This window comes from Pseudomonas sp. MT92 (assembly GCF_058792515.1).
This window is the reverse complement of the sequence record NZ_JBXAFA010000017.1, coordinates 13663-39869: the sequence shown is the minus strand read 5'-3', so window position 1 is coordinate 39869 and position 26207 is coordinate 13663. Positions and strand designations below refer to the sequence as shown.

General features: G+C 59.6%; 19 protein-coding genes, 3 tRNA genes and 1 riboswitch. Of the genes, 20 read left to right on the top strand and 2 right to left on the bottom strand.

Going from position 1 to position 26207, the window contains the following annotated elements; translation table 11 throughout:
* Window positions 1-636 precede the first annotated feature (636 nt).
* The 6 genes from AC1Q6D_RS27180 to argR all read left to right on the top strand — a co-directional run bounded on the left by AC1Q6D_RS27180 (window position 637) and on the right by argR (window position 5888).
* Window positions 637-1413, top strand: coding sequence for an ABC transporter substrate-binding protein (locus AC1Q6D_RS27180; RefSeq protein WP_047532380.1), 777 nt, complete (start codon window positions 637-639; stop codon window positions 1411-1413).
* A 92-nt stretch (window positions 1414-1505) separates the two neighbouring features.
* On the top strand, window positions 1506-2195 hold the full coding sequence (locus AC1Q6D_RS27175) for an ABC transporter permease (RefSeq protein ID WP_047532379.1): 690 nt from the start codon (window positions 1506-1508) through the stop codon (window positions 2193-2195).
* Entirely contained in the window at window positions 2192-2890 is a 699-nt protein-coding gene (locus tag AC1Q6D_RS27170; protein WP_103405943.1) for an ABC transporter permease, read from the top strand. The genes AC1Q6D_RS27175 and AC1Q6D_RS27170 overlap by 4 nt, the downstream gene beginning before the upstream one ends.
* 1 nt (window position 2891) lies before the next feature.
* A complete protein-coding gene (locus tag AC1Q6D_RS27165) occupies window positions 2892-4004 on the top strand; it encodes a M14 family metallopeptidase (protein WP_103405944.1) in 1113 nt (370 codons plus the stop codon).
* A 27-nt stretch (window positions 4005-4031) separates the two neighbouring features.
* Window positions 4032-4796 carry an ABC transporter ATP-binding protein gene (locus AC1Q6D_RS27160; protein ID WP_007971015.1) on the top strand — a complete coding sequence of 255 codons (765 nt, stop codon included), beginning with the start codon at window positions 4032-4034 and terminating at the stop codon, window positions 4794-4796.
* A gap of 111 nt (window positions 4797-4907) precedes the next feature.
* Window positions 4908-5888 carry a transcriptional regulator ArgR gene (gene argR / locus AC1Q6D_RS27155; RefSeq protein ID WP_047532376.1) on the top strand — a complete coding sequence of 327 codons (981 nt, stop codon included), beginning with the start codon at window positions 4908-4910 and terminating at the stop codon, window positions 5886-5888.
* A 16-nt stretch (window positions 5889-5904) separates the two neighbouring features.
* Here argR and AC1Q6D_RS27150 read toward each other — a convergent pair whose 3' ends face one another.
* Window positions 5905-10929, bottom strand: coding sequence for a leucine-rich repeat domain-containing protein (locus AC1Q6D_RS27150; protein WP_103405945.1), 5025 nt, complete (start codon window positions 10927-10929; stop codon window positions 5905-5907).
* 313 nt (window positions 10930-11242) lie between these two features.
* Here AC1Q6D_RS27150 and AC1Q6D_RS27145 point away from each other — a divergent pair, with 313 nt between their 5' ends.
* From AC1Q6D_RS27145 to astE, 7 genes are all read left to right on the top strand, one after another.
* Complete coding sequence (locus tag AC1Q6D_RS27145) at window positions 11243-12463, top strand: aspartate aminotransferase family protein (protein ID WP_047532374.1); 1221 nt, start codon at window positions 11243-11245, stop codon at window positions 12461-12463.
* A gap of 228 nt (window positions 12464-12691) precedes the next feature.
* A complete protein-coding gene (aruF, locus tag AC1Q6D_RS27140) occupies window positions 12692-13711 on the top strand; it encodes an arginine/ornithine succinyltransferase subunit alpha (RefSeq protein WP_025112905.1) in 1020 nt (339 codons plus the stop codon).
* A 73-nt stretch (window positions 13712-13784) separates the two neighbouring features.
* Complete coding sequence (astA, locus tag AC1Q6D_RS27135) at window positions 13785-14810, top strand: arginine N-succinyltransferase (RefSeq protein WP_090324582.1); 1026 nt, start codon at window positions 13785-13787, stop codon at window positions 14808-14810.
* On the top strand, window positions 14807-16276 hold the full coding sequence (gene astD, locus AC1Q6D_RS27130; protein ID WP_167361834.1) for a succinylglutamate-semialdehyde dehydrogenase: 1470 nt from the start codon (window positions 14807-14809) through the stop codon (window positions 16274-16276). The genes astA and astD overlap by 4 nt, the downstream gene beginning before the upstream one ends.
* Before the next feature lie 137 nt (window positions 16277-16413).
* The gene (astB, locus tag AC1Q6D_RS27125) at window positions 16414-17760 is read left to right on the top strand and encodes an N-succinylarginine dihydrolase (protein WP_103405946.1); all 1347 of its coding nucleotides are present in this window, start codon (window positions 16414-16416) and stop codon (window positions 17758-17760) included.
* Window positions 17761-17821: 61 nt separating this feature from the next.
* Window positions 17822-18109 carry a hypothetical protein gene (locus AC1Q6D_RS27120; protein ID WP_047532370.1) on the top strand — a complete coding sequence of 96 codons (288 nt, stop codon included), beginning with the start codon at window positions 17822-17824 and terminating at the stop codon, window positions 18107-18109.
* Between the two features lie 12 nt (window positions 18110-18121).
* Window positions 18122-19132, top strand: coding sequence for a succinylglutamate desuccinylase (astE, locus tag AC1Q6D_RS27115; RefSeq protein WP_047532369.1), 1011 nt, complete (start codon window positions 18122-18124; stop codon window positions 19130-19132).
* Window positions 19133-19249: 117 nt separating this feature from the next.
* Here astE and AC1Q6D_RS27110 read toward each other — a convergent pair whose 3' ends face one another.
* On the bottom strand, window positions 19250-19759 hold the full coding sequence (locus tag AC1Q6D_RS27110) for a 6,7-dimethyl-8-ribityllumazine synthase (protein WP_047532368.1): 510 nt from the start codon (window positions 19757-19759) through the stop codon (window positions 19250-19252).
* A gap of 115 nt (window positions 19760-19874) precedes the next feature.
* Window positions 19875-20045: riboswitch (FMN riboswitch) on the bottom strand.
* Between the two features lie 197 nt (window positions 20046-20242).
* On the opposite strand from AC1Q6D_RS27110, the gene ltaE reads away from it, so the two are divergent.
* The 7 genes from ltaE (at window position 20243) to AC1Q6D_RS27075 (ending at window position 26207) form a co-directional block, all read left to right on the top strand.
* Window positions 20243-21247 (top strand): low-specificity L-threonine aldolase, encoded by a 1005-nt coding sequence (gene ltaE, locus AC1Q6D_RS27105; RefSeq protein WP_103405947.1) that lies wholly within the window; start codon window positions 20243-20245, stop codon window positions 21245-21247.
* 146 nt (window positions 21248-21393) lie between these two features.
* Window positions 21394-24018 carry an alanine--tRNA ligase gene (gene alaS, locus AC1Q6D_RS27100; RefSeq protein ID WP_103405948.1) on the top strand — a complete coding sequence of 875 codons (2625 nt, stop codon included), beginning with the start codon at window positions 21394-21396 and terminating at the stop codon, window positions 24016-24018.
* Window positions 24019-24109: 91 nt separating this feature from the next.
* On the top strand, window positions 24110-25351 hold the full coding sequence (locus tag AC1Q6D_RS27095; protein ID WP_007934911.1) for an aspartate kinase: 1242 nt from the start codon (window positions 24110-24112) through the stop codon (window positions 25349-25351).
* A gap of 185 nt (window positions 25352-25536) precedes the next feature.
* Entirely contained in the window at window positions 25537-25725 is a 189-nt protein-coding gene (gene csrA, locus AC1Q6D_RS27090; RefSeq protein WP_002554426.1) for a carbon storage regulator CsrA, read from the top strand.
* Between the two features lie 61 nt (window positions 25726-25786).
* Window positions 25787-25877: transfer RNA gene (locus AC1Q6D_RS27085), tRNA-Ser, on the top strand.
* Window positions 25878-25985: 108 nt separating this feature from the next.
* Window positions 25986-26062: transfer RNA gene (locus AC1Q6D_RS27080), tRNA-Arg, on the top strand.
* A 72-nt stretch (window positions 26063-26134) separates the two neighbouring features.
* Window positions 26135-26207: transfer RNA gene (locus tag AC1Q6D_RS27075), tRNA-Arg, on the top strand.

Genomic DNA, 26207 nt, shown 5'->3' with positions numbered 1-26207 from the left:
GTGATTGTGTGGTGGCTGTGCGGGTCCCTTCGCGGGCAAGCCCGCTCCCACAGGTATCGGTCGTGTGGCGTAAATCGCAGTCACTCCATTGATCCTTGTGGTAGCGGGCCTGCTCGCGAAGGCGGCCTGTCGGTCGCCGTCTATGCAACAGCCAATAATTATCGGTTTCCCCTGTAGGCTGTTTCCCGCTGTTACCCCTGATCCTTCAAGTTACTAAATGTGTAACCGCCCGCGCCGATACGGGGCATAGGGAAACGCCAAGCCCCGGATGATGGCACTCAGAACGCCCCTCAAAAATAAGAACCCACGCTGCGCTTGCCGGATTTGAAGGGTTTGCTAATAATAGGCCCGCAATTTGCAATGTATATCGGTTCACTGTCTTTTGCTCTTGCATGATTTTGCAGGGCTGTCAACGTGCCAAACCGGCTTTCTCAGTGCTTCTGTAACTAGTTGTCGCATTGAAGAAATATCGGCTTCGGGCCTGTCGTTAGAATGCCGATCACTCGCTCGTCGTTGCTCGTGTTGAAATTTCGCACGTGCACAGTAGGACGCAGCAAAACTATCCGGTTCCACTCATTCGCATATTGGGCTGTCGCTCACTCTGCCGTTTTAGCCCTTTACCGATGGAGTCCCAAGATGAAGAAACTCGTGCTGCTTGGCGCCCTGGCACTGTCCGTGCTGTCCCTGCCAACCTTCGCCGATGAAAAGCCTCTGAAAATTGGTATCGAAGCGGCTTACCCTCCGTTCGCTTCCAAGGCCCCGGACGGCAGCATCGTTGGTTTCGACTACGACATCGGCAACGCCCTGTGCGAAGAGATGAAGGTCAAGTGCGTGTGGGTCGAGCAAGAGTTCGACGGTCTGATCCCGGCACTCAAAGTGCGCAAGATCGACGCGATTCTGTCGTCCATGTCGATCACTGAAGATCGCAAGAAGTCCGTGGACTTCACCAACAAGTACTACAACACCCCGGCCCGCCTGGTCATGAAGGAAGGCACTCAGGTCAGCGAAGGCCTGACCGAGCTCAAGGGCAAGAACATCGGCGTGCAACGTGGTTCGATCCACGAGCGTTTCGCCCGCGAAGTCCTGGCCCCGCTGGGTGCCGAGATCAAGCCTTACGGTTCGCAGAACGAAATTTACCTCGACGTGGCCGCCGGCCGCCTCGACGGCACCGTGGCAGACGCTACCCTGTTGAATGACGGTTTCCTGAAGACCGACGCCGGTAAAGGTTTCGCGTTCGTCGGCCCTGCGTTCACTGACGTCAAATACTTCGGCGACGGCGTAGGCATCGCGGTTCGCAAGGGCGACAAGGCTGAGCTGGACAAGCTCAACGCCGCCATCGCCGCCATTCGTGAGAACGGCAAGTACAAGCAAATCCAGGACAAGTACTTCGATTTCGACATTTACGGCAAGTAAGTACGTCGCAACGAAAAGTCCGAAATGGCGCAAGCAACAGGATCTCTGAGGTTTGCGCCATTTTTTCATCCCAACTTTCGAGGACCTGAATCATGTTGAAAGGCTACGGGGCTGTCATCCTCGATGGCGCTTGGCTGACGCTTCAGCTCGCCTTGTCGTCCATGGCGCTGGCCATCGTTCTGGGCCTGATCGGCGTGGCTTTGCGCCTTTCGCCGGTGCGCTGGCTGGCCTGGCTGGGCGACCTGTATTCCACCGTGATCCGCGGCATTCCTGATCTGGTGTTGATCCTGCTGATTTTCTACGGGGGGCAGGACCTGCTGAACCGCGTCGCACCGCTGCTCGGCTTTGACGAGTACATCGACCTGAACCCGCTGGCCGCCGGTATCGGCACCCTGGGCTTCATCTTCGGTGCATACCTGTCGGAGACCTTCCGTGGCGCGTTCATGGCGATTCCCAAAGGTCAGGCCGAAGCCGGCATGGCGTATGGCATGAGCAGTTTCCAGGTGTTCTTCCGCGTGCTGGTGCCGCAGATGATTCGCCTGGCGATTCCGGGTTTCACCAACAACTGGCTGGTACTGACCAAGGCGACCGCACTGATTTCGGTGGTGGGCCTGCAAGACATGATGTTCAAGGCCAAGCAGGCGGCAGACGCCACCCGTGAGCCTTTCACCTTCTTCCTCGCAGTGGCGGCGATGTACCTGGTGATCACCAGTGTCTCGTTGCTGGCACTGCGTCACCTTGAGAAGCGCTACTCGGTAGGCGTAAGGGCGGCTGATCTATGATCTTCGACTACAACGTCATTTGGGAGGCTTTGCCGCTGTACTTCGGCGGCCTGGTGACCACCCTCAAACTGCTCGCGCTGTCACTGTTCTTCGGCCTGCTGTGTGCATTGCCGCTTGGCTTGATGCGCGTCTCGAAAAACGCTGTCGTCAACATGACGGCCTGGCTTTACACCTACGTGATCCGCGGCACACCGATGCTGGTGCAGCTGTTCCTGATCTACTACGGTCTGGCGCAGTTTGAAACCGTACGGGAAAGCTTCCTCTGGCCTTGGCTGTCGAGCGCGACCTTCTGTGCGTGCCTGGCGTTCGCCATCAACACCAGTGCGTACACCGCCGAAATCATCGCCGGCAGCCTGCGCGCCACGCCGAACGGTGAGATCGAGGCGGCCAAGGCCATGGGCATGTCGCGCTTCAAGATGTACAAGCGCATCCTGTTGCCATCGGCCCTGCGCCGGGCCCTGCCGCAGTACAGTAACGAAGTGATCATGATGCTGCAGACCACCAGTCTGGCATCCATCGTGACCCTGATCGACATCACCGGTGCGGCGCGCACGGTCAACGCCCAGTTCTACTTGCCGTTCGAGGCGTACATCACCGCTGGCGTGTTCTACCTGTGCCTGACCTTCATCCTGGTGAAGCTGTTCAAACTGGCCGAGCGCCGTTGGCTGGGCTATCTGGCCCCGCGGAAGCACTGATATGGAACGCATTGATCATTCATTGCCGTGGAGCCACCTGGGCAGCGAACGCCGGATTTCGGTGTTCCGCTTCGGCACCGGCGAGCGCAAGGCCTATATTCAGGCCAGCCTGCACGCCGATGAATTGCCGGGTATGCGCACGGCCTGGGCACTGAAAAAACGCCTGGCCGAACTGGAAGCCCAAGGCTTGTTGAACGGCGTGATCGAACTGGTGCCGGTGGCCAATCCACTGGGCCTCGGTCAACTGCTGCAAGGCAATCACCAAGGGCGTTTCGAGGCGGGCAGCGGCAAGAACTTCAACCGCGATTTCGTCGAGCTCAGCGCGCCGGTGGCCGCCGAAGTCGCCGGGCACCTGGGTGATGACGCGCACGCCAATATCCGTTTGATTCGCCAGGCCATGAGCGATGCGCTGGCCGCATTGCCACCGGCCAGCAGCCAGTTGCAGGGCATGCAGCGCATTTTACTCAGCCATGCCTGCACTGCCGATGTGGTGCTGGATCTGCATTGCGACGCCGAAGCAGCGCTGCACATGTATGCCTTGCCGCAGCATTGGCCGCAGTGGCGTTCACTGGCCGCGCACCTGAATGTGAAAGTCGGTCTGCTGGCGGAAGATTCCGGCGGCAGTTCCTTTGACGAGGCCTGTTCGCTGCCGTGGTTGCGCTTGTCGCGCCTGTTCCCGGATGCGCAGATTCCGTTGGCCTGCCTGGCGACTACCGTTGAACTGGGTGGTCAGGCCGATACCGGTCGCGCCGAGTCCGAGGCTCATGCCGAAGGCATTCTGGCGTTCCTCGCCGAGCAGGGATTGATCGGCGGTGAGTGGCCGAAACCTGCGCAGGACGCGTGCGAAGGCATGCCCTTCGAAGGCACTGAATTGCTGTTTGCGCCGCACCCCGGTGTGGTGAGTTTCCTGCGCAAGCCCGGTGAATGGGTGGACGCTGGAGACGAGATTTTTGAAGTGATCGATCCGCTGGCGGATCGGGTCAGCACGGTGTGTGCTGGTACGTCCGGGGTGCTGTTTGCCATTGAGCGGCTGCGTTACGCCCAACCCGGTTTCTGGCTGGCCAAGGTGGCGGGGCGCGAAGCGCTGCGTCACGGGCGCTTGCTCAACGACTGACTGACTGTTTTTGTGAGAACCGACCGCATGTACAAACTTGAAGTCCAAGACCTGCATAAACGCTATGGCAGTCACGAAGTGCTCAAGGGCGTGTCCCTGAAAGCGGCGGCGGGTGATGTGATCAGCATCATCGGCTCCAGTGGCTCCGGCAAAAGTACTTTCCTGCGTTGCATCAACCTGCTGGAGCAGCCGCACGCGGGCAAGATCTTGCTCAACAACGAAGAACTGAAACTGGTGGCGAATAAGGACGGCGCGCTCAAGGCTGCCGATCCGAAACAGCTGCAACGCATGCGTTCGCGCCTGTCGATGGTGTTCCAGCATTTCAACCTGTGGTCGCACATGACTGCGCTGGAAAACATCATGGAAGCGCCGGTGCATGTACTGGGCGTGTCCAAGGCCGAAGCGCGGGAAAAAGCCGAGCACTATTTGAACAAAGTGGGTGTGGCTCACCGTAAGGATGCTTACCCGGGTCATATGTCCGGCGGCGAACAGCAGCGCGTGGCGATTGCCCGTGCGTTGGCGATGGAACCGGAAGTGATGCTGTTCGACGAACCGACCTCGGCCCTCGATCCGGAGTTGGTCGGCGACGTGCTGAAGGTGATGCAGGCCCTGGCCCAGGAAGGCCGGACCATGGTGGTGGTGACTCATGAAATGGGCTTTGCCCGTGAAGTGTCGAACCAGCTGGTGTTCCTGCACAAAGGTGTCGTCGAAGAAAGCGGCAACCCGCGCGAAGTGCTGGTGAATCCGCAGTCCGAACGTCTGCAGCAATTCCTGTCGGGTAGCCTGAAGTAATCGCTCCCGTTACGCACCAAATTAGGTCATGCTGCGCAGCGCGCCAGATGGTCTAATTTGGTTGCAGCCGCTTTTGGCTTTTAACACTGTTTTCGTTTCGGATTGCCCGCCATGACTGCCCATCGAATTGGTTTCCTTGTTTGGCCCAGCACTAAAGCACTGACGCTTGCGCTGGCTGAGGAGGCCTTGCGTGTTGCCCAGCGTGTGCATCCGGAGGTGGTTTACGAATTGTCGTTCCTGCAGGCCGAGCCACCGGCCGAAGGTGCCTGGCAATTGCCCGGCGAAGCGTGGACCGGCAAGCTCGAAAACTTTCAGAAACTGTTCCTGCTGGCAGATGAGCCACCCACCAGCCTTGCCCCGGCGCTCAGCAGTGCGCTGAAGCAACTGGTGCGTGCCGGTTGCGTGATCGGCGGTCTGTCGGCCGGTGTCTACCCGTTGGCGCAACTCGGTTTGCTCGATGGCTATCGCGCGGCCGTGCACTGGCGCTGGCAGGACGATTTCGCTGAACGCTTCCCGAAAGTCATCGCGACCAGCCATCTGTTCGACTGGGATCGTGATCGCCTGACGGCGTGCGGTGGCCTGTCGGTACTCGACTTGCTGCTGGCGGTGCTGGCCCGCGATCACGGCGCCGAGCTGGCCGGTGCGGTCTCTGAAGAACTGGTGGTCGAACGTATCCGTGAGGGGGGGGAGCGCCAGCGCATTCCGTTGCAGAACCGTCTCGGCTCCAGCCATCCAAAGCTCACCCAGGCGGTGTTGCTGATGGAAGCCAACATCGAAGAGCCGCTGACCACCGACGAAATCGCCCAGCACGTGTGCGTGTCCCGTCGGCAGTTGGAGCGGATTTTCAAGCAATACCTCAACCGTGTGCCGAGCCAGTATTACCTGGAATTGCGCCTGAACAAGGCCCGGCAGATGTTGATGCAAACCAGCAAGTCGATCATTCAGATCGGTCTGTCCTGCGGCTTTTCCTCGGGGCCGCATTTCTCCAGCGCGTACCGCAACTTCTTCGGCGCCACGCCGCGGGAAGATCGCAACCAGCGGCGCAGCAGCAGCCCATTCGAGTTGTCCTCGGTGCCGTCGGAGCGCGGTTGATCCGCGCCTGACGGGGTTACTCGTCCGGGTCTGATTCTCCAGAAGACGACACCTCCAGCTCAGCTCGCGTGATCACTTCCTCGACCCCGAAGTCGACGTTGGTCAACTTGAAATACTCAATCAGGATTTTCAAGCTGGCTTCGTTGAACGGATTGTCACGCAGGTTGATGGTTTCGGCATCCTCCATTGGCAGCTCAAGAATATCGGTGGGTATCCGGGTAATCTGGTTACCGCTCAGATCGGCTGTGTCCAGACGCTTGAGTTGCAGCAGGCCGGCAGGCAGTTCGGTGAGCTGGCAGTTGTCCAGTTGCAGGGTGGCCAGCTCGGTCAGCTGAGTGACATCCGGTGCGAGCTCCAACGGGTTGTTACTCAAATCCAGAAAGTCCAGTTGGGTCATCTCGGAAAGGTTCAGGACGCTCTGTGCCGTCAGGGTGATGTGGCAGTCCGGGAGGTTCAACGACGTCAGTTCGCCCATGCGGAAAATCGCCTCCGGGATATCGCCCAGGTGAAAGTCGCGGATGCTGAGGGTCTTGAGTTTCGGGAAGCCTTCCAGGAACCGGCTGACGTCCATGGGCAGGCCGCTTTCACTATTGAGATAAACCATCGTGACATGGCTGAAGTCTGCACTCAGTGCCGGCAAGTCACCGGTGATGTGAGTGTCCAGGCTCAAGTCGTAGCTGGGTTGCAGCAAATCGCTCATGTCTTCGGCCACGGTCTCCCGACGCCAGCATCGCAGCACGAACTGTTTGAATTCGTCTCGGGCCCAATGCTCGTTCAGCAGTTGCTGAGCGTTGAAAGGTTGTTGGGTGACGGGATGGAGAGCGGGAATGTCGGCGGTCCAGGCAGCCAGCTCGGTTTCCAGGGTGGCAAGTTCGGCTTCCAGGCGACTCAGTTCGGCTCGCCCCTCGTCCAGTGTTCCAGGCAGCGAATTCACGAACTTGCTCGCTTCTTCCTGGTCCATCATCGGATAAAGCGCTTGCGCACGTCGCAGGTCCGACGCCTCGGCATAGATACCGAAGTCCTGGCGTGTGGCCAGGTAGTGTTGCTTGAGGCGTTCGCGGGTGGCGGACGACAGTGGGTTGTTGCCCAGGTCGAATCCTTCCTGACTGTCGGGTGGCAGTGAGAAAAGGGCTGTTGGCAATTCTTCGATCCGGTTGTCGTTGAGCAGTGCGGTGCTCAGGCGCGGGCGGGTCAGTAAGTCCTTGGGCAGCTCGGAAATGCCGGTGTGTGAGAGGTCGATGTAATTCAGTTTGGGCATGCCGCCGACGTCCGGTACCAGGCCCAGCGGATTGTTATACATGTCCAGTATGGTCATTTGATCCTGTGCGGCGAGCGTGGCGTGGGCCTCGGGGCTGAGGCTGATCGCGCAATCGCTGAGAATCAGTTCATCAAGTTGTAGCTGCGCGACAACATCCGGAAGGTGACCCAGGTTGAAATAACGCAGTTTCAGGGTGCGCAATCCGGTAAAACTGCGCAGAAACGCCTGCGTACCCCGCGCGGCGCTACAACCATCCATTGTCAGCGTTTGGACACGGCTGAAGTCGGCGCTCAGGGCTGGCAGCTCGCCAATTATCGGCTGGAAGAAGTTGAAATCGGTCGTGGCGAAGCCAGTCTGCGTGGGTACCCATTGACGCCGCCAGCACTCCATCAGATCGATCATGAATTGCCGTCGAGCCTGCATCTGGGTGGTCAGCTGTTCAGGCGTGAGCCTGGTCTGGGTATCAGGCAGGTACTGCGGGATGTCGTTGCACCAGGGAGACAGGGTGTCGTAGAGCCCCGAATGTTCAACCATGAGTCGATTCAGTTCTGCCCGTGGCCCTGTCGGGTGTTGTTGCAGGCGCTCGACAAACGCATCGAGTTCCTCGGCCGACAGTTGCGGGAACAACGACTGGACGCGGGCTTGCAGGGTGGGCGTACGGGTGGGAAGGAGCCGATAACCATCGCCGCCGCCCAACAGTCTCATGACCTTCGGGTCGTAGGCAGGCTTGAGATTAACCTGCCGGCCCAGCAGCGTGCGCAAGGCCTCGCGGCTCAGTGGGTGTTGGCGAATCAACTGTTTGAGCCGGGCCTCGTCGCCAATCTGGACGTTCAGCGCCATGCGCTCGCTGTCGGGCAACGCCTGCAGCAGGCTGTTAAAAAACGTGGTCGAACCGCTGAGTTCTTCTCCATCCTGATCAAACGGCTGATAGGCGCCATCCTCGCCGAGCACCAGTATTTTGCGCAGGCTGGCGTCAGGGCTGCCGAGGCTGTCGATCAGGCGTCCGTCGGGGCTGTAGTGGCGCATTTCCAGGCGCAGTTGTCCGCTCCAGCCAGGCAGGTTTTCCAGTGAATGCAGAGCCAGGCAATCGGTGTCGATGTTGTCCTCGGTCGACGGCAACTCAAGGCCTTCGTAGGCGCGAGTCACCCGTACCTGCAACCTGGCCTCCTGGCTCAGTTCCGCCAGCCTGGGGGAAATCTTGCCGCTCTTGAGTTGTGCCAGCTCCAGGTCGTTGGCCGTTGCTGCAATCGCGTCTGCGATGGTGGTCGGTAATCCGGGTTCGGCATCGATGAGGATTTGAGTCGTGGACTGAGCGCCCTGTTCGAGTGTGCGGTAACGCTGTTCGAACAGGCTCTGTCGCTTGCGTTGGGCGAGTTGGGTCAATTTCTGGCGCAGGCTGCGCGTACGACTTTCGAGGCGAGGGGAGGGCAGGCCGAATTCTTCGCCCATCAAGGTTCTCGCTTCTTCGTCCGACAGGGCTAGCAGGAAAGTTTTGAGCAGATCGCCGTCCTTGAGTTGCGTGGCATCGATTGGCACACGCGGCACATCCGGTGCGGGACTTTGCCAAAGTGTGCGCGCCTCGCCATCCGTCAGTTGCAGCCCTTTGGTTTTCGGCCAGTAACCGTTGGCGTTGAGCAATTCGAGCTGGGTGACGGGGTCTGCCTTCAGGTACAGCTCCGGCCGATCGCTGCCGATTTGCTCGATGAAGGTTTGTATGTCCTGGTCGATCGTGAAGCGCTTGAGCGTGTCGGCCAGAACCGGCGGCAGCGGTCCTGCATGGGTGTGCATCTTGCGCAGGACGTTTTCGTGGGTGCCGCTGATGGTTAGCATGCCTTCGCGTTCGCGCTCGGAAAAGCGCTGCATGTCCGGCCCGATACGTCGAAGCAAGGTGGTCTGGTCCCAGCTCAGAGGTTGGTCGACCTCGGTTTGCCAGGTGCCGGCCCTGTTGTGTTTGAGCCTGGGTTTGTAGGCCTCGGGTCGGGTCGGATGGTCGATGCGATGTTCACCCGTCAGTGGATTTTCGCTGACGGCGTAGCGTTTGTTCTCCAGGGGTAACAGGGTTTTGTCCTGGTGACGGTGCAGCCCGAGCGTGTCCGGTTTTGATTCGTCGGGAAGCACCGCGGGATGCTCGTAGGCGGTGAGGTCGGGTTGCCAGTAGCGGGTTTCACCGTTTGGACGTTTCACTGAGTTGAAACGGTCGAAGAACTGCACGATTTCCTTGGGCAGAGCCGCGCGAAATTCTCCCGCCGCGATCACGCCACCGGCGGCAAAAGTGCCCAGCTGGACAGCGGACTCAACGACGCCCATCAAATGCCCAAAAGCCTCGCGACCTTGGCCCTCGGCCCAGTCGACGACGCTTTCGAAGGTTTCGTCGAGCAACTGGTAGGCCATGTAAGCGAGCATCAACTCACCAAGGAATGGCACGAACGGCAAGGCAATGAAGGCAGCGACATTCAACAGTGCTGAAGCGATTTCGGTGAAGGAGTCCCATAGTGCCCAGCGGGCTCTCTGGTCGACCGTTGCCGTGGATACCGCGATGACCCGGGCATCGTTAAGAATCTTGTTGAGCTTCGACTGGTACTGGTGAGTCCACAGGTCGCCCTTGATCGGCGTTGAGGCGATGCGCAAATCGACCCGCTGGTTGGGTTTCTCGCGCCAGGTCGGGCGCGGATCACCCGGCTGAACCGGTTGCCAGGTAATGGGGGCCAGTTGGCTGTTCAATTGGGCGAAGAAGTGGCCGCGATCCTCGTGGTCGATGAAGCGGCTGAAGAATTGTTGATAGGCGGGCGCGCGCAGGCGTTTGCTCAGTTCTTCGGCAAAGGCGGCGGACGATGAGTATTCCTTGATCGGATGTTCGGGGTCATCAGGGATATAGGCCACGACCCTGGCCACTTCGCGTGCGCTTTCAAGGTCCGGGGCAAATAACAGAACACCGGTCAGGCGCGCGTTCATGATGGTCAACTCATGACAGCCCCATGGCTGGCCGCGCAAACGCAGATAAGGCAGGTCGTCCAGCAGGCCAAGAATCAGTTGGTGGACATCACTGCCCAGCTGTTTTTGCATCTGCGCCATATGCAGTGCGGCGATCAGCGCGGTTTTCTGGCTGTCATGGATTTTCGGTTGCAGCAGTGCCGCCGCCACCGGGTTGCTGATGCCCAGGTTGTCCTCCAGATACTCTTTATAGCGCTGGCCGATATCCAGCTTCCGGCACAGGCGGGTGAACGCCGTGATGGGCATTTTTTCCGCCATCTGCGGCAAGGTCTCGAATCGCCCATCGGCCGAGGGCGTCGTGATGTAAGTCGAGGTGGGTTCGAAGGCGTCAGTTTCGGTTTCGGCACTTTCGAAGTTGTGCAGCGCCGCGTCCAGCAGCGACACCGTCCAGATGCGTGCAGCCCCGGATTTCAATCGTAGCCAGGGTAGGTGGGTGGGGATGTAAAGGCGCAGGAAGGTTTTGCGGACGTTCGGTTCCAGACCGAACTGGCTCTTGAGCGCCGTTTCCAGCAGTGGTCGGGCGAAGTCGGCGGGGCTTTGCAGATTGGCCATCATCTGATCGACCCGATTCTGGCTGGTCACATGACGGGCGATGAGTTTGCCCAGTTCTGCGTGCCGATGTGGCGGGGCGTCCTTGAGACTGGTCGGCAATCCCGGGGTGATATTGCTCAGTGCTTCACGCCGTTGGGGCGTTGCCTGGCGCAGCCAGGACGGGATGACGTTAATCAGGTGCTGAAAGTGGGCGTCCGGCTTTAAGGCATCGGTCGCCAGGAGGGTAACTTGGGTAGTCATGGGGTCAAGAGCGCCATCGAAGTTTGATAAGGCCCTTAGGAAACCGCGCGAAGGCGGACGACGTGCGGTACATATTTACCTCACTCACCCAATCGCTATCGGTTACAACGGAGCAAGCCTGCCGCAAACGCTCGCCGCCAGTTAAACTGCGCCTTTGCGACCCTATATGTCGCATTGCCGTAAACCCGGGAAAATCCGGGGTTTGCGCTATAAGAAGTTGTCGCTTGGCGGCAAGGCCGGGCTGAAAACTGTCCTTACAATCCCCCCCATCGCTCGCCAGTTTCAGGCGAGTGTTCGTCTTCAGGAGACTCCGATGTCCGTTGAGCACGCTGCGGTACAACGCGCCGATTTCGACCAGGTAATGGTTCCCAACTACGCGCCTGCCGCTTTCATTCCAGTGCGTGGCGCCGGTTCCCGCGTATGGGACCAGTCCGGCCGCGAGTTGATCGACTTCGCCGGCGGGATTGCGGTAAACGTATTGGGCCATGCGCATCCGGCGCTGGTCGGTGCGTTGACCGAGCAAGCCAACAAGCTGTGGCATGTGTCCAACGTGTTCACCAATGAGCCGGCCTTGCGCCTGGCCCATAAGCTGATCGATGCCACTTTTGCCGAGCGCGTGTTCTTCTGCAACTCCGGTGCTGAAGCCAACGAGGCTGCCTTTAAGCTGGCCCGTCGCGTCGCGTTCGATCGCTTTGGCAGCGAAAAATACGAAATCATTGCCGCGCTGAACAGCTTCCACGGTCGTACCCTGTTCACCGTGAACGTGGGTGGCCAGTCGAAATACTCCGACGGCTTCGGTCCAAAAATCACCGGTATCACTCACGTCCCTTACAACGACCTGGCTGCTTTGAAAGCCGCCGTTTCCGACAAGACCTGTGCCGTGGTGCTGGAGCCGATCCAGGGTGAGGGCGGCGTACTGCCGGCCGAACTGGCCTACCTGCAAGGCGCCCGCGAGCTGTGCACCGAGCACAACGCGCTGCTGGTGTTCGACGAAGTGCAAACCGGCATGGGCCGCAGCGGCAAGCTGTTCGCCTACCAACACTACGGCGTGACGCCGGACATCCTGACCAGCGCCAAGAGCCTGGGCGGCGGTTTCCCGATCGCGGCGATGTTGACCACCGAAGACCTGGCCAAACACCTGGTCGTCGGCACCCACGGCACCACCTACGGCGGCAACCCGCTGGCGTGCGCAGTCGCGGAAGCCGTGATCGACGTGATCAACACCCCTGAAGTGCTGAACGGCGTCAACGCCAAGCACGACAAGTTCAAGGCCCGCCTGGAGCAAATCGGCGAGAAGTACGGCCTGTTTACCCAAGTGCGTGGCCTGGGGCTGTTGATCGGTTGTGTACTGAGCGATGCCTGGAAAGGCAAGGCCAAGGACATCTTCAACGCTGCTGAAAAAGAAGGCCTGATGATTCTGCAAGCCGGTCCGGACGTGATTCGTTTCGCCCCGAGCCTGGTGGTTGAAGACGCTGATATCGATGCCGGCCTGGACCGCTTCGAACGCGCCGCAGCCAAGCTGACACAAGCCTGATAGACCTTTCGACGCCTGACATTTCAGGCGTCGATCCAAATTTTTGTTTCGGGCTGGATCAAAAGTGTGGGAGCTAGCCTGCTAGCGATGAGGGCCTGATAGCCAGCATCATTGTTGCCTGACAGGACGATATCGCTAGCAGGCTAGCTCCCACAGTTGACTCTGAGTTGTTTCAGGGATGGCCCGGGATTTTTTCTTTTGTAAGTTCTGAGATTAAGGAGTGACACCATGCTGGTGATGCGCCCCGCGCAAATGGCTGATCTGGGCGAGGTACAGCGTCTGGCTGCGGACAGCCCGATTGGTGTCACTTCCCTGCCGGATGACGTTGAACGCCTGAGCGACAAGATCGCGGCAAGCGAAGCCTCATTCGCTGCCGAAGTCAGCTTCAACGGTGAAGAAAGCTATTTCTTCGTCCTCGAAGACACCGCGACCGGCAAACTGGTCGGTTGCTCGGCGATCGTCGCGTCGGCCGGCTATTCCGAGCCGTTCTACAGTTTCCGTAATGAAACCTTCGTGCACGCTTCACGCGAGCTGAAGATTCATAACAAGATCCATGTGCTTTCTCAGTGCCACGACCTGACCGGCAACAGCTTGCTGACCAGTTTCTACGTACAGCGCGAGCTGGTGGGTTCGCCTTGGGCGGAGCTCAATTCCCGTGGTCGCCTGCTGTTCGTGGCCAGCCATCCGGAGCGCTTTGCCGATTCGGTGGTGACCGAGATCGTCGGTTACAGCGATGAAAATGGCGATTCGCCGTTCTGGGACGCCATCGGTCGCAACTTCTTCGACCTCAACTACGCCGAAGCCGAGCGTCTGTGTGGCCTCAAGAGCCGGACGTTCCTCGCCGAGCTGATGCCGCATTACCCGATCTATGTGCCGTTGCTGCCGGATTCGGCGCAAGAAGCGATGGGGCAGGTGCACCCGCGGGCGCAGATCACGTTCGACATCCTGATGCGCGAAGGCTTCGAGACCGATCACTACATCGACATTTTCGACGGCGGCCCGACCTTGCACGCCCGTGTCTCGGGGATCCGTTCGATTGCCCAGAGCCGTGTGGTGCCGGTGAAAATCGGTGAGCCGGTCAAAGGCGCCGGTCGTCAGTACCTGGTGGCCAACGCCCAGTTGCAGGATTACCGCGCGGTATTGCTCGAGCTTGATTACGCGCCGGGCAAACCCGTCACCCTGGATCTGGAAGCAGCCGAAGCCCTGGGCGTCGGTGAAGGTGCCAGCGTGCGCCTGGTGGCGGTTTAACGCCTGCTTCAAAGAATGCTTAGAAAGCAGCGAGTTTCGCGGGTGGCGCAAGCGACCCGATTGAGGAGATAGCATGATCGTTCGTCCCGTACGCAGCAGCGATTTACCCGCTCTGATCGACCTGGCCCGCAGCACCGGCACCGGCCTGACCACCTTGCCAGCCAACGAAGAGCGCCTGGCCCATCGGGTCGGCTGGGCCGAGAAGACTTTCCGTGGCGAAGCCGGGCGGGGCGATGCGGACTACCTGTTCGTACTCGAAGACGACGACGGCCGCGTGGTGGGCATTTCCGCCATCGCCGGTGCCGTAGGCCTGCGTGAGCCTTGGTACAACTTCCGCGTGGGGCTGACAGTCAGTGCCTCGCAGGAGCTGAAAATCTATCGCGAAATCCCGACGCTGTTCCTGGCCAACGACCTGACCGGTAACTCGGAACTGTGCTCGTTGTTCCTGCACGCCGACTACCGCAGTGGCCTCAACGGCCGCATGCTGTCCAAGGCGCGGATGCTGTTCATCGCCGAATTCCCGCACCTGTTCGGCAACAAGATCATCGCCGAGATGCGCGGTGTGTCCGACGAAGCCGGGCGTTCGCCATTCTGGGAAAGCCTGGGCCGGCACTTCTTCAAAATGGAATTCAGCCAGGCCGATTACCTGACCGGCGTTGGCAACAAGGCGTTCATCGCCGAACTGATGCCGAAATTCCCGCTGTACACCTGCTTCCTCTCTCCGGAGGCGCGCAACGTGATCGGTCAGGTTCACCCGGATACCGAGCCGGCACTGGCGATGCTCAAGAGCGAAGGTTTCAGCTATCAAGGCTACGTCGACATTTTCGACGCCGGCCCGGCGATCGAGTGCGAAACCGGCAAGATCCGTGCGGTGCGCGACAGCCAGGCCCTGGTGCTGGCCATCGGCACGCCGGGTGACGACGCCACGCCATTCATTATTCACAACCGCAAGCGCGAAGACTGCCGGATCACTGCCGCACCCGCACGCTTCGCCGCCGGTACGCTGGTGGTCGATCCGCTGACCGCCAAACGTCTTCAACTCAACGCCGGCGATCAAGTGCGCGCCGTTCCGTTGTCCGCTGCTCGGGAGTCGAAATAATGAAGTCGCTTTACATTGCAGGTGAATGGCTGGCCGGTCAGGGCGAAGCCTTCGAGTCGCTGAACCCGGTGACCCAACAGGTGGTTTGGTCCGGCGAAGGCGCCACCGCTGCTCAAGTTGAATCGGCCGTACAAGCGGCGCGCCAGGCGTTCCCGGGCTGGGCCCGTCGCACGCTGGAAGAACGTATCTCGGTGCTGGAGGCTTTTGCCGCCGCATTGAAGAACAACGCTGACGAACTGGCCCGCACCATTGGTGAGGAAACCGGCAAACCCCTGTGGGAAGCGGCGACCGAAGTCACCAGCATGGTCAACAAGATTGCGATCTCGGTGCAGAGTTACCGTGAACGTACCGGCGAGAAGAGCGGCCCGCTGGGCGACGCCACCGCCGTACTGCGTCACAAGCCACATGGCGTGGTGGCCGTGTTCGGTCCCTACAACTTCCCTGGCCACTTGCCAAACGGTCACATCGTGCCGGCGCTGCTGGCCGGTAACACGGTGCTGTTCAAGCCGAGCGAGCTGACGCCGAAAGTGGCCGAGTTGACGGTCAAGTGCTGGATCGAAGCCGGCTTGCCAGCCGGCGTGTTGAACCTGCTGCAAGGCGCTCGCGAAACCGGTATTGCCCTGGCGGCGAACCCAGGCATCGACGGTCTGTTCTTCACCGGTTCCAGCCGTACCGGCAACCATCTGCACCAGCAGTTCGCCGGTCGTCCGGACAAGATCCTCGCGCTGGAAATGGGTGGCAACAACCCGCTGGTGGTCGATCAGGTCGCCGACCTCGATGCCGCTGTGTACACCATCATCCAGTCGGCATTCATTTCTGCCGGTCAGCGTTGCACCTGCGCGCGCCGCCTGCTGGTGCCGCAAGGCGCCTGGGGCGACACCCTGCTGGCGCGGCTGGTGGCGGTCAGCTCGACGCTTTCAGTCGGCGCGTTCGATCAGCAGCCGGCGCCGTTCATGGGCTCGGTGATTTCCCTGGGCGCCGCTAAAGCGCTGATGGACGCACAGGCGCATTTGCTGGCCAACGGCGCCGTGTCGTTGCTGGAGATGACTCAGCCTCAGGCGCAATCCGCATTGCTGACCCCTGGCATTCTGGATGTGACCGCCGTGGCGGATCGTCCGGACGAAGAGTTGTTCGGCCCGCTGCTGCAAGTGATCCGCTACGCTGATTTTGAATCGGCGATTGCTGAGGCCAACGACACGGCCTACGGCCTGGCTGCTGGTCTGTTGTCGGATTCCGAAGCGCGTTACCAGCAATTCTGGCTGGAGAGCCGTGCCGGTATCGTCAACTGGAACAAGCAGTTGACCGGTGCTGCCAGCAGCGCGCCATTCGGCGGCGTCGGCGCCTCGGGCAACCACCGCGCCAGCGCTTACTACGCGGCGGATTACTGCGCGTATCCGGTGGCCTCGCTGGAAACCCCGAGCCTGGCCTTGCCGTCGGCCCTGACCCCCGGCGTGAAAATGGCCTGACGCCCATTCGCGAACAAGCTCGCTCCCACAGGGAAATGCACTCCAATGTGTGAGCGAGCTTGCTCGCGAAGGCCGCGCCCCGGTCTTACTGAATTGTTATCTGATGCCTATAAAAACAGATTCGTGGAGCCTCGCTGATGAAATCCTATGAAGTCAATTTTGACGGTCTAGTGGGGCCTACCCATAACTACGGTGGCCTGTCCTACGGCAACGTGGCGTCCCAGAGCAACAGTCAGCAGTCTTCGAACCCGAAGGAAGCCGCGCTGCAAGGCCTGGCAAAAATGAAAGCGCTGATGGAAATGGGCTTTCAGCAAGGCGTGCTGGCGCCACAAGAGCGTCCGGACGTGGCGGCACTGCGTCGCCTGGGCTTCAGTGGCACCGACGCTCAAGTCATCGAGCGCGCCGCCAAAGACGCCGTGCCCCTGCTGGTCGCCAGTTGCTCGGCTTCGAGCATGTGGGTGGCCAACGCCGCTACCGTCAGCCCAAGTGCCGACACTGCGGATGGCCGCGTGCATTTCACCGCCGCCAACCTGAATTGCAAATATCACCGCAGCATCGAACACCCGACCACCAGCCGCGTGCTGGGGGCGATGTTCGCCGACCAGAAGCACTTCGCGCACCACGCGGCCCTGCCGGCCGTGGCGCAGTTCGGTGACGAAGGCGCTGCCAACCACACCCGTTTCTGCCGTGAGTACGGTGAAGCCGGCGTTGAATTCTTCGTCTTCGGTCGCAGCGCGTTCGATACCCGCTACCCGGCACCGCAGAAGTACCCGGCGCGCCAGACCCTCGAAGCGTCACAGGCCGTTGCCCGGTTGCACGGCCTGAGCGATGACGGCGTGGTCTACGGCCAGCAGAACCCGTCGGTGATCGATCAGGGTGTATTCCACAATGACGTGATCGCCGTGGGTAATGGCGAAGTGCTGTTCTATCACGAGGACGCATTCCTCGAGACCGAGCAAATGCTGGCCGAGTTGCAGAGCAAGCTCGCCAAGGTCGGTGGCAAATTCCAGTCGATCTGCGTTCCGCGTTCCGCTGTAACCGTTGAAGACGCGGTTCGTTCCTACCTGTTCAACAGCCAGCTGCTGTCCCGTCCCGACGGTTCCATGCTGTTGATCGTGCCCGAAGAGTGCCGTGGCAATGAGCGTGTCTGGCAATACCTGCAGGGTTTGACCAGCTCCGGCGGCCTGATCCGCGAAGTCAAAGTCTTCGATCTCAAGCAGAGCATGCAGAACGGCGGTGGCCCGGCTTGCCTGCGTTTGCGCGTCGCTCTCAACGAAACCGAGCTGGCGGCGGTCAATCCAGGGGTTATCATGACGGCACCGTTGTATGGCACGTTGACCGAATGGGTCGACAAGCACTACCGCGACCGCATGACCGAAAACGATCTGGCGGACCCGCAATTGTTGCTTGAGTGCCGGACGGCACTGGATGAACTGACACAAATCCTTAAACTGGGCTCGGTTTATCCATTCCAGATCAATTGATCGACGGCGCGCGCTCGGGCACGACCGCGCGCCGCTTCATCTCCAATGAGAGCGTAATTACATGAGCGACAAACTGCAGCTGATCCTTGAAGACACTGACGGCACGCAACTGGAAACCTCCTGCACCCGCGTCGCGGTCATGTGGCAAGGCAAGGAGCTGTGGATCCAGCACGATGGCCGTGGTCAGTTGCTGATTGGCGTGGACGTCGAAGAAGGTGACGCCGAATACGCCAACCTGCTGCTGCGCCCATTGGCGACTAATCTGGTAAGTCTGCAACTGGAAATGGAACCGGCTGAAGTCGGCGACGAAGACCACGTTCACGGCCCGGATTGCAATCACGATCACTAAGGAAACCGCTCTATGCTCGCCCTCGGCAAACTGCTTGAACTGACCCTCGCCGGCCGTGAACCGGCGGAGAAGACTCAACTGACTGTCGAAGGCGTGCGCATGCGCTGGTTGAGCGAAGGTGCGCTGGAAGTCCGGCCACCTGAAGCTCGCGACAATGGCCTGGACCTGCTGCTGTCGGCGGGTATCCACGGTAACGAAACAGCGCCGATCGAACTGCTCGATCGCCTGTTGCATGACATCGCCCGCGGTGATCTGAAACCGCGTGCACGTATTCTGTTCCTGTTCGGCAACCCCGAGGCGATTCGCAAAGGCGAGCGTTTCGTCGAGCAGGACGTCAATCGGCTGTTCAACGGCCGTCACGAACAAAGCAGCGGCTCCGAAGCGTTGCGCGCTTGTGAGCTGGAGCGACTGGCGGCGAGCTTTTTCAGCCTGCCGGACCGCGACCGCCTGCACTATGACCTGCACACCGCCATTCGCGGCTCGAAAATCGAGCAGTTCGCGTTGTATCCGTGGAAGGAAGGTCGTCAGCATTCACGCCAGGAGCTGGCCCGCCTGCGCGCCGCCGGCATGGAGGCGGTGCTGCTGCAGAACAAGCCGTCCATCGTTTTCAGCTCCTACACCTACGACAAGCTCGGTGCCGAGTCCTTCACGCTGGAGTTGGGCAAGGCGCGGCCATTCGGGCAGAACGACGGGGTGAACGTGTCCAGGCTGGAAACACGCCTCAAACAGATTATCGAAGGCTCCGAGCCGGCGCTGAATGAAGTGGCGCTGGATGGCTTGAAGCTGTTCAGCGTTGCGCGGGAAATCATCAAGCACAGCGACAACTTCCGCCTGAACTTGCCAGCGGATATCGAAAACTTTTCGGAGCTGGAAGTGGGTTATCTGCTGGCCGAAGACATCGCCCAGACCCGTTGGATCATCGAGGAGGAGGGCGCCCGGATTATCTTCCCGAACCCCAAGGTGAAGAATGGCCTGCGTGCCGGCATCCTGATCGTGCCGACCACCGACGAAAATCTGGCCTGACCGGATAACCCCTGTGCGAGCTTGCTCACGATGGACTTGAGAACGCAGCGGGGTATCAGATACGCAGCGTTTTCGTTGAAGACCATCGCGAGCAGGCTCGCTCCTACAGGTCCTGTGTTAAACAGCGACTGCGCGCGGTTCAGTACGACGTAGCGCACGGATCTTGTGCAGCGTATCCGCGCACGTCTTCGCCGCTTCCTGGCCTTTATGCACGAAATGCTCGAAGAAGAACTTCTGGTGTTCTTCGCCGGCATGGAAGTGGTGCGGGGTCAGGGACACCGAGAACACCGGCACTTCGGTTTCCAGCTGAACCTGCATCAGACCACTGACCACTGACTGGGCGACGAATTCGTGACGGTAGATGCCGCCGTCCACCACGAGGGCGGCCGCTACGATGCCGGCATACCGGCCGGTCTTGGCCAGCAGCTTGGCGTGCAGGGGCATTTCAAAGGCGCCGCCGACTTCGAAGAAGTCGATGTCGGATTCCTGATAACCCTGGGCAATCATTTCGCTGACGAAGCCTTTACGGCTCTGGTCAACAATATCCTTGTGCCAGCAGGCCTGGATGAACGCAACGCGTTCGCCGTGATGGTTTTTGCTTTTGCTGTCGATTGCGGTGGGTTGCATGTTCTGACTCCTGTTTGTGTGAAAAACAGGGCGTTATGAATCGAATGGGATTTAAGGGTACGCAGGCACAAGTGCCTGCGGACGGCGCTTTGGTATTGAGCCTAGGCGGCGCCAATCCCGTTCTCTCTTCATCCGGACTATGACCGTCGGCCCCGGGATCACACCGGGTCTGCTGACCTTGCCGCCAGTCACCGCCGAAGCCGTACTTTCGCCAAGCGCTCGCGGGCTATGCGCGTTGCGCGCAATTACCGCCGGTGGGGAGTTGCACCCCGCCCTGAGAACGTTTTGCCGCCAGATTTTCTGGCGGCGCAGCGTTTTTAACACATATTTCCTACGTACGCATCGATGCTTTCAGATCAATTCCATCGAATTTTTCACTGGATTACCCCGACTTTTCCTTCATCAAGGGTTGAATATTCATCGGCATGACCGTAGTAATTCTTTTCTGAAAGGGATTTCCCCCTGTTTACCGAGGCCAGATTCATGAGTGTTATCGATCTTCGCAGCGACACCGTCACCCAACCCACCGCCGGCATGCTCGATGCGATGACCAGCGCCGCCACCGGCGACGACGTTTTTGGTGAGGATCCGACGGTCAATCGACTGGAAGCCGAATTGGCCCGGCGCCTGGGTTTTGCGGCGGCGCTGTTCGTACCGACCGGCACGATGAGTAATTTGCTGGGGCTGATGGCTCACTGCGAACGCGGTGACGAGTACATCGTCGGTCAGCAAGCGCACACCTATAAATACGAAGGTGGCGGCGCGGCAGTGCTCGGTTCAATCCAGCCGCAGCCACTGGAAGTGCAAGCAGATGGTTCGTTGGACCTGGCGCAGGTCGCCGCCGCGATCAAGCCGGATGACTTCCACTTCGCCCGGACCCGATTGCTGGCGCTGGAAAACACCATGCAGGGCAAGGTCTTGCCGCTGGAGTATCTGGCAAAGGCGCGCCGTTTTACCCGTGAGCATGGTCTGCAACTGCACCTGGACGGCGCGCGGCTGTTCAACGCAGCGGTCAAGCTCGGGGTCGACGCCCGGGAAATCACCCAGCATTTCGACTCTGTCTCGGTTTGTCTGTCCAAAGGCCTGGGCGCGCCGGTGGGTTCGGTGTTGTGCGGCTCGGTCGAGTTGATCGGCAAGGCTCGGCGCCTGCGCAAGATGGTCGGCGGTGGCATGCGGCAGGCCGGGATTCTGGCGGCGGCAGGCCTGTATGCGCTGGACAACAACGTTCAGCGGCTGGCTGATGACCACGCCAACGCACAATTGCTGGCCGAGGGCCTGCGCGCGGCAGGTTTTGAGGTCGAGCCGGTGCAGACCAATATGGTCTACGTGCAGATGGGCGACCAGGCCGAAGCGCTCAAGGCGTTCGCCGACGCGCGCGGGATCAAGTTGAGCGCGGCCGCACGCCTGCGAATGGTCACGCACATGGACGTCAGTGCGGCGCAAATCGAGCAGGTCGTCGCGACATTCGTCGACTTTTCGCGCAAGTGATAGCGTTAGCGCTCCAATTGACTGTTTCTATCGTATAAACACGCTGTACCCCGCGCGTAGGGCCGATATAATGCGGCCCTTTGCCGTCGCTTCGTCTGTTGACGTTTCGAACAGGCCTTTGGCCGCAGCCTCCGTGGAAGAACCTAATGAAAAGCGCAGAAATCCGTGAAGCCTTCCTTCGCTTCTTCGAAGAGCAAGGCCACACCCGTGTAGCCTCCAGCTCTTTGATTCCGGGCAACGACCCAACCCTGCTGTTCACCAACGCGGGGATGAACCAGTTCAAGGACTGTTTCCTGGGCCAGGAAAAGCGCGCGTACACACGCGCCGTCAGCAGCCAGAAATGCGTGCGCGCTGGTGGCAAGCACAACGACCTGGAAAACGTCGGTTACACCGCCCGTCACCATACTTTCTTCGAAATGCTGGGTAACTTCAGCTTCGGTGACTATTTCAAGCGTGATGCCATCACCTACGCCTGGACCTTCCTGACTTCCGACAAATGGCTGAACCTGCCAAAGGAAAAGCTCTGGGTCACGGTCTATGCCAGTGATGACGAGGCGTACGACATCTGGACCAAGGAGATCGGCGTTCCCGCCGAACGCATGGTTCGTATCGGCGACAACAAAGGCGCGCCTTACGCTTCCGACAACTTCTGGACCATGGGCGATACCGGCCCGTGCGGTCCTTGCACCGAGATTTTCTACGATCACGGCGCCGACATCTGGGGTGGCCCACCGGGCTCGCCGGAAGAAGACGGCGACCGCTACATCGAAATCTGGAACAACGTGTTCATGCAGTTCAACCGCACCGCCGATGGCGTGTTGCACCCGCTGCCAGCGCCGTCGGTAGACACCGGCATGGGCCTGGAGCGGATCAGTGCCGTGCTGCAGCACGTGCATTCGAACTATGAAATCGACCTGTTCCAGAGCCTGCTGAGCGCATCGGCCAAGGCCATCGGTTGCACCAACGACGCACAGGCGTCCCTGAAAGTCGTGGCTGACCACATCCGTTCTTGCGGTTTCCTGATCGCTGACGGCGTGCTGCCATCCAACGAAGGCCGTGGCTATGTGCTGCGCCGGATCATTCGTCGCGCCTGCCGTCACGGCAACAAGCTCGGGGCCAAGGGCAGCTTCTTCTACCAGATCGTTGCGGCACTGGTTGCCGAGATGGGCGAAGCCTTCCCTGAACTGAAATCCCAACAGGCGCACATCGAACGCGTTCTGAAGGCCGAAGAAGAGCAATTTGCCAAGACCCTGGAGCAGGGCCTGAAAATCCTCGAGCAGGATCTCGCCGAACTCAAGGGCGACGTGGTGCCCGGCGATGTCGTGTTCAAGCTCTACGACACCTACGGTTTCCCGATGGACCTGACCGGCGACATCGCTCGCGAACGCAACCTGACCATCGACGAAGAAGGTTTCGAACGTGAAATGGAAGCCCAGCGCGTCCGTGCCCGTTCGGCCAGCTCTTTCGGCATGGACTACAACAGCCTGGTCAAGGTGGATGTCGATACCGAGTTCACCGGTTACCACGCCACCAGCGGTTCGGCGAAAGTCGTTGCCCTCTATAAGGACGGGCAATCGGTCGATGTATTGAGCGAAGGCGAAGAAGGCGTGGTCGTTCTGAACCAGACCCCGTTCTACGCGGAGTCCGGTGGCCAGGTCGGCGATTGCGGCTACCTGCAGGCCGGTGCTTCGCGCTTCGATGTGCGCGACACCACCAAGACCGGTGGCGCGTTCCTGCATCACGGTGTGCTGGCGTCGGGTAGCCTGTTGATCGGTGCGCCGGTGGAAACCCACGTCGAGGCTGATGTGCGTCACGCCACCTCGCTGAACCACTCGGCCACTCACTTGTTGCACGCCGCCTTGCGCCAGGTGCTGGGCGATCACGTTCAGCAGAAAGGCTCGTTGGTCGACAGTCAGCGCCTGCGTTTCGACTTCAGTCACTTCGAAGCGATCAAGCCGGAACAGCTCAAAGCGCTGGAAGAGATCGTCAACGCCGAAATTCGCAAGAACTCCGCGGTTGAAACCGAAGAGACCGATATCGAAACCGCCAAGAAGAAAGGCGCCATGGCGCTGTTCGGCGAGAAGTATGGCGACAATGTTCGCGTGCTGAGCATGGGCGGTGATTTCTCCGTTGAGCTGTGCGGCGGTATTCACGCCAACCGTACCGGCGACATCGGCCTGCTGAAAATCATCAGTGAGGGTGGTGTGGCGTCTGGTGTGCGTCGTATCGAAGCGGTCACCGGTGCTGCGGCCCTGGCCTACTTGAATGCGGCTGAAGAACAACTCAAGGAAGCGGCCAGCCTGGTCAAGGGCAGCCGCGACAACCTGATCGACAAGTTGTCGGCTGTGCTGGAGCGCAACCGTCTGCTGGAGAAACAACTCGAGCAATTGCAAGCCAAGGCTGCCAGCGCCGCGGGCGACGATCTGTCGGCTTCGGCATTGGACGTCAAGGGTGTGAAAGTGCTGGCTGTTCGTCTGGACGGTCAGGATGGCAAGGCGCTGCTGGCGCTGGTCGATCAGCTGAAAAACAAACTCGGCCGCGCAGTGATCCTGCTCGGCAGTGTCCATGAGGAAAAGGTCGTACTGGTTGCAGGCGTAACCAAAGACCTGACTGGCCAACTCAAAGCCGGTGATTTGATGAAGCAAGCCGCTGCGGCAGTGGGCGGGAAGGGCGGTGGTCGTCCAGACATGGCGCAAGGCGGCGGTACCGACGCTGGCGCACTGGATGCAGCACTGGCGCTGACCGTTCCATTTGTAGAGCAGGGTTTATAAGGCAGTGCTCTCGGCCCGCAGTCTAGTGGCGGGCCGGAACGCTGTTTGAGTGATTATTTGGGCGCCCTTCATGGGCAGAGGCGGCTTTGAAATGGCTTTGATCGTACAGAAATTTGGAGGCACCTCGGTCGGCACTGTCGAGAGAATCGAGCAAGTCGCCGACAAGGTTAAGAAATTCCGCGATGCCGGCGATGACCTGGTGGTTGTGCTGTCTGCAATGAGCGGCGAAACCAACCGTCTGATCGATCTGGCCAAGCAAATCAGTGGCGACGGGCAACCGGTTCCGCGTGAACTGGACGTGATCGTTTCCACCGGCGAGCAGGTGACGATTGCCCTGTTGGCCATGGCGCTGATCAAGCGCGGTGTGCCGGCGGTTTCGTACACCGGTAATCAGGTCCGGATTCTGACGGATAGCGCGCACAATAAAGCGCGTATCTTGCAGATTGATGACCAGAAGATTCGCGGCGACCTGAAGGCTGGTCGTGTGGTCGTTGTCGCTGGTTTCCAGGGTGTCGACGAGCACGGCAATATCACGACCCTCGGTCGTGGCGGTTCTGACACCACGGGTGTGGCCCTGGCAGCAGCCTTGAAGGCTGATGAATGCCAGATCTACACCGATGTCGATGGCGTCTACACCACGGACCCGCGCGTCGTGTCCGTGGCCCAGCGCCTGGACAAGATCACCTTCGAAGAGATGCTGGAAATGGCCAGCCTCGGTTCCAAGGTGTTGCAGATCCGTGCGGTCGAGTTCGCCGGCAAGTACAACGTTCCGCTGCGCGTACTGCACAGCTTCAAGGAGGGTCCGGGCACCCTCATTACTATTGATGAAGAGGAAACCATGGAACAGCCGATCATTTCCGGCATCGCTTTCAACCGCGATGAAGCCAAGCTGACCATCCGTGGCGTGCCAGACACCCCGGGCGTGGCGTTCAAGATTCTCGGTCCTATCAGTGCCGCGAACATCGAAGTCGACATGATCGTGCAGAACGTTGCGCACGATAACACCACCGACTTCACCTTTACCGTGCACCGCAACGACTATCAGGCGGCACAATCTGTGCTGGAAAACACCGCTCGCGAGATCGGTGCCCGTGAAGTCGTGGGTGACACCAAGATCGCCAAGGTTTCGATCGTCGGCGTTGGCATGCGCTCCCACGCAGGCGTAGCCAGCCGCATGTTCGAATCCCTGGCCAAGGAAAGCATCAACATCCAGATGATCTCGACATCGGAAATCAAAGTCTCCGTAGTGATCGAAGAGAAGTACCTGGAACTGGCTGTGCGCGCCCTGCACACGGCTTTCGAACTGGACGCACCGGCCCGCCAGGGCGAGTGATGCGTTTGCCAAGGAGCGCGGTCTGACCGCGCTCTTTGTTTTTTGAACGGCGCGACCCGAAGCTGTTCTTTTGCTCGTGCTGGTCAATACTCAGGCATGCAGGCCGCGACCGTTTTGGTTGTAGGTCGAGTGCCTCTTTTTTTGCAGACTGTTGTCCCTGAAATGTAATGCGTGAGGAGAAAGGTATGCTGATTCTGACTCGTCGGTGCGCAGAAAGCCTGATTATTGGTGATGGCGAAATCACCGTGACCGTGCTCGGCGTCAAAGGAAATCAAGTGCGTATTGGTGTGAACGCCCCTAAAGAGGTGGCTGTCCATCGTGAGGAAATCTACCTGCGTATCAAGAAAGAGAAGGACGAAGAACCAAGCCATTAATTTTTATCGTTTTTATGTTTGCAAACGGGGAAGAAGCTGGTTAATATACGCCCCGTGTTGCGGAGAGCTGGCCGAGTGGCCGAAGGCGCTCCCCTGCTAAGGGAGTACACCTCAAAAGGGTGTCGGGGGTTCGAATCCCCCGTTCTCCGCCATTATTTTCGTAGTTCGTTGTAATCTGGCTTATTCGGTAAGTTGTTGAAATTACTAGAAAAAAGCGCTTTACAAACAGATTGAACGGCCTATAATGCGCGGCAACAAATGCACTCGTAGCTCAGCTGGATAGAGTACTCGGCTACGAACCGAGCGGTCACAGGTTCGAATCCTGTCGAGTGCACCATTTAAGGGTTGTTTGCAGTGATGTGAATGACTCGGCTTCAACCAGTTGTGATCTGGTATAAAAACACAAAATGCACTCGTAGCTCAGCTGGATAGAGTACTCGGCTACGAACCGAGCGGTCACAGGTTCGAATCCTGTCGAGTGC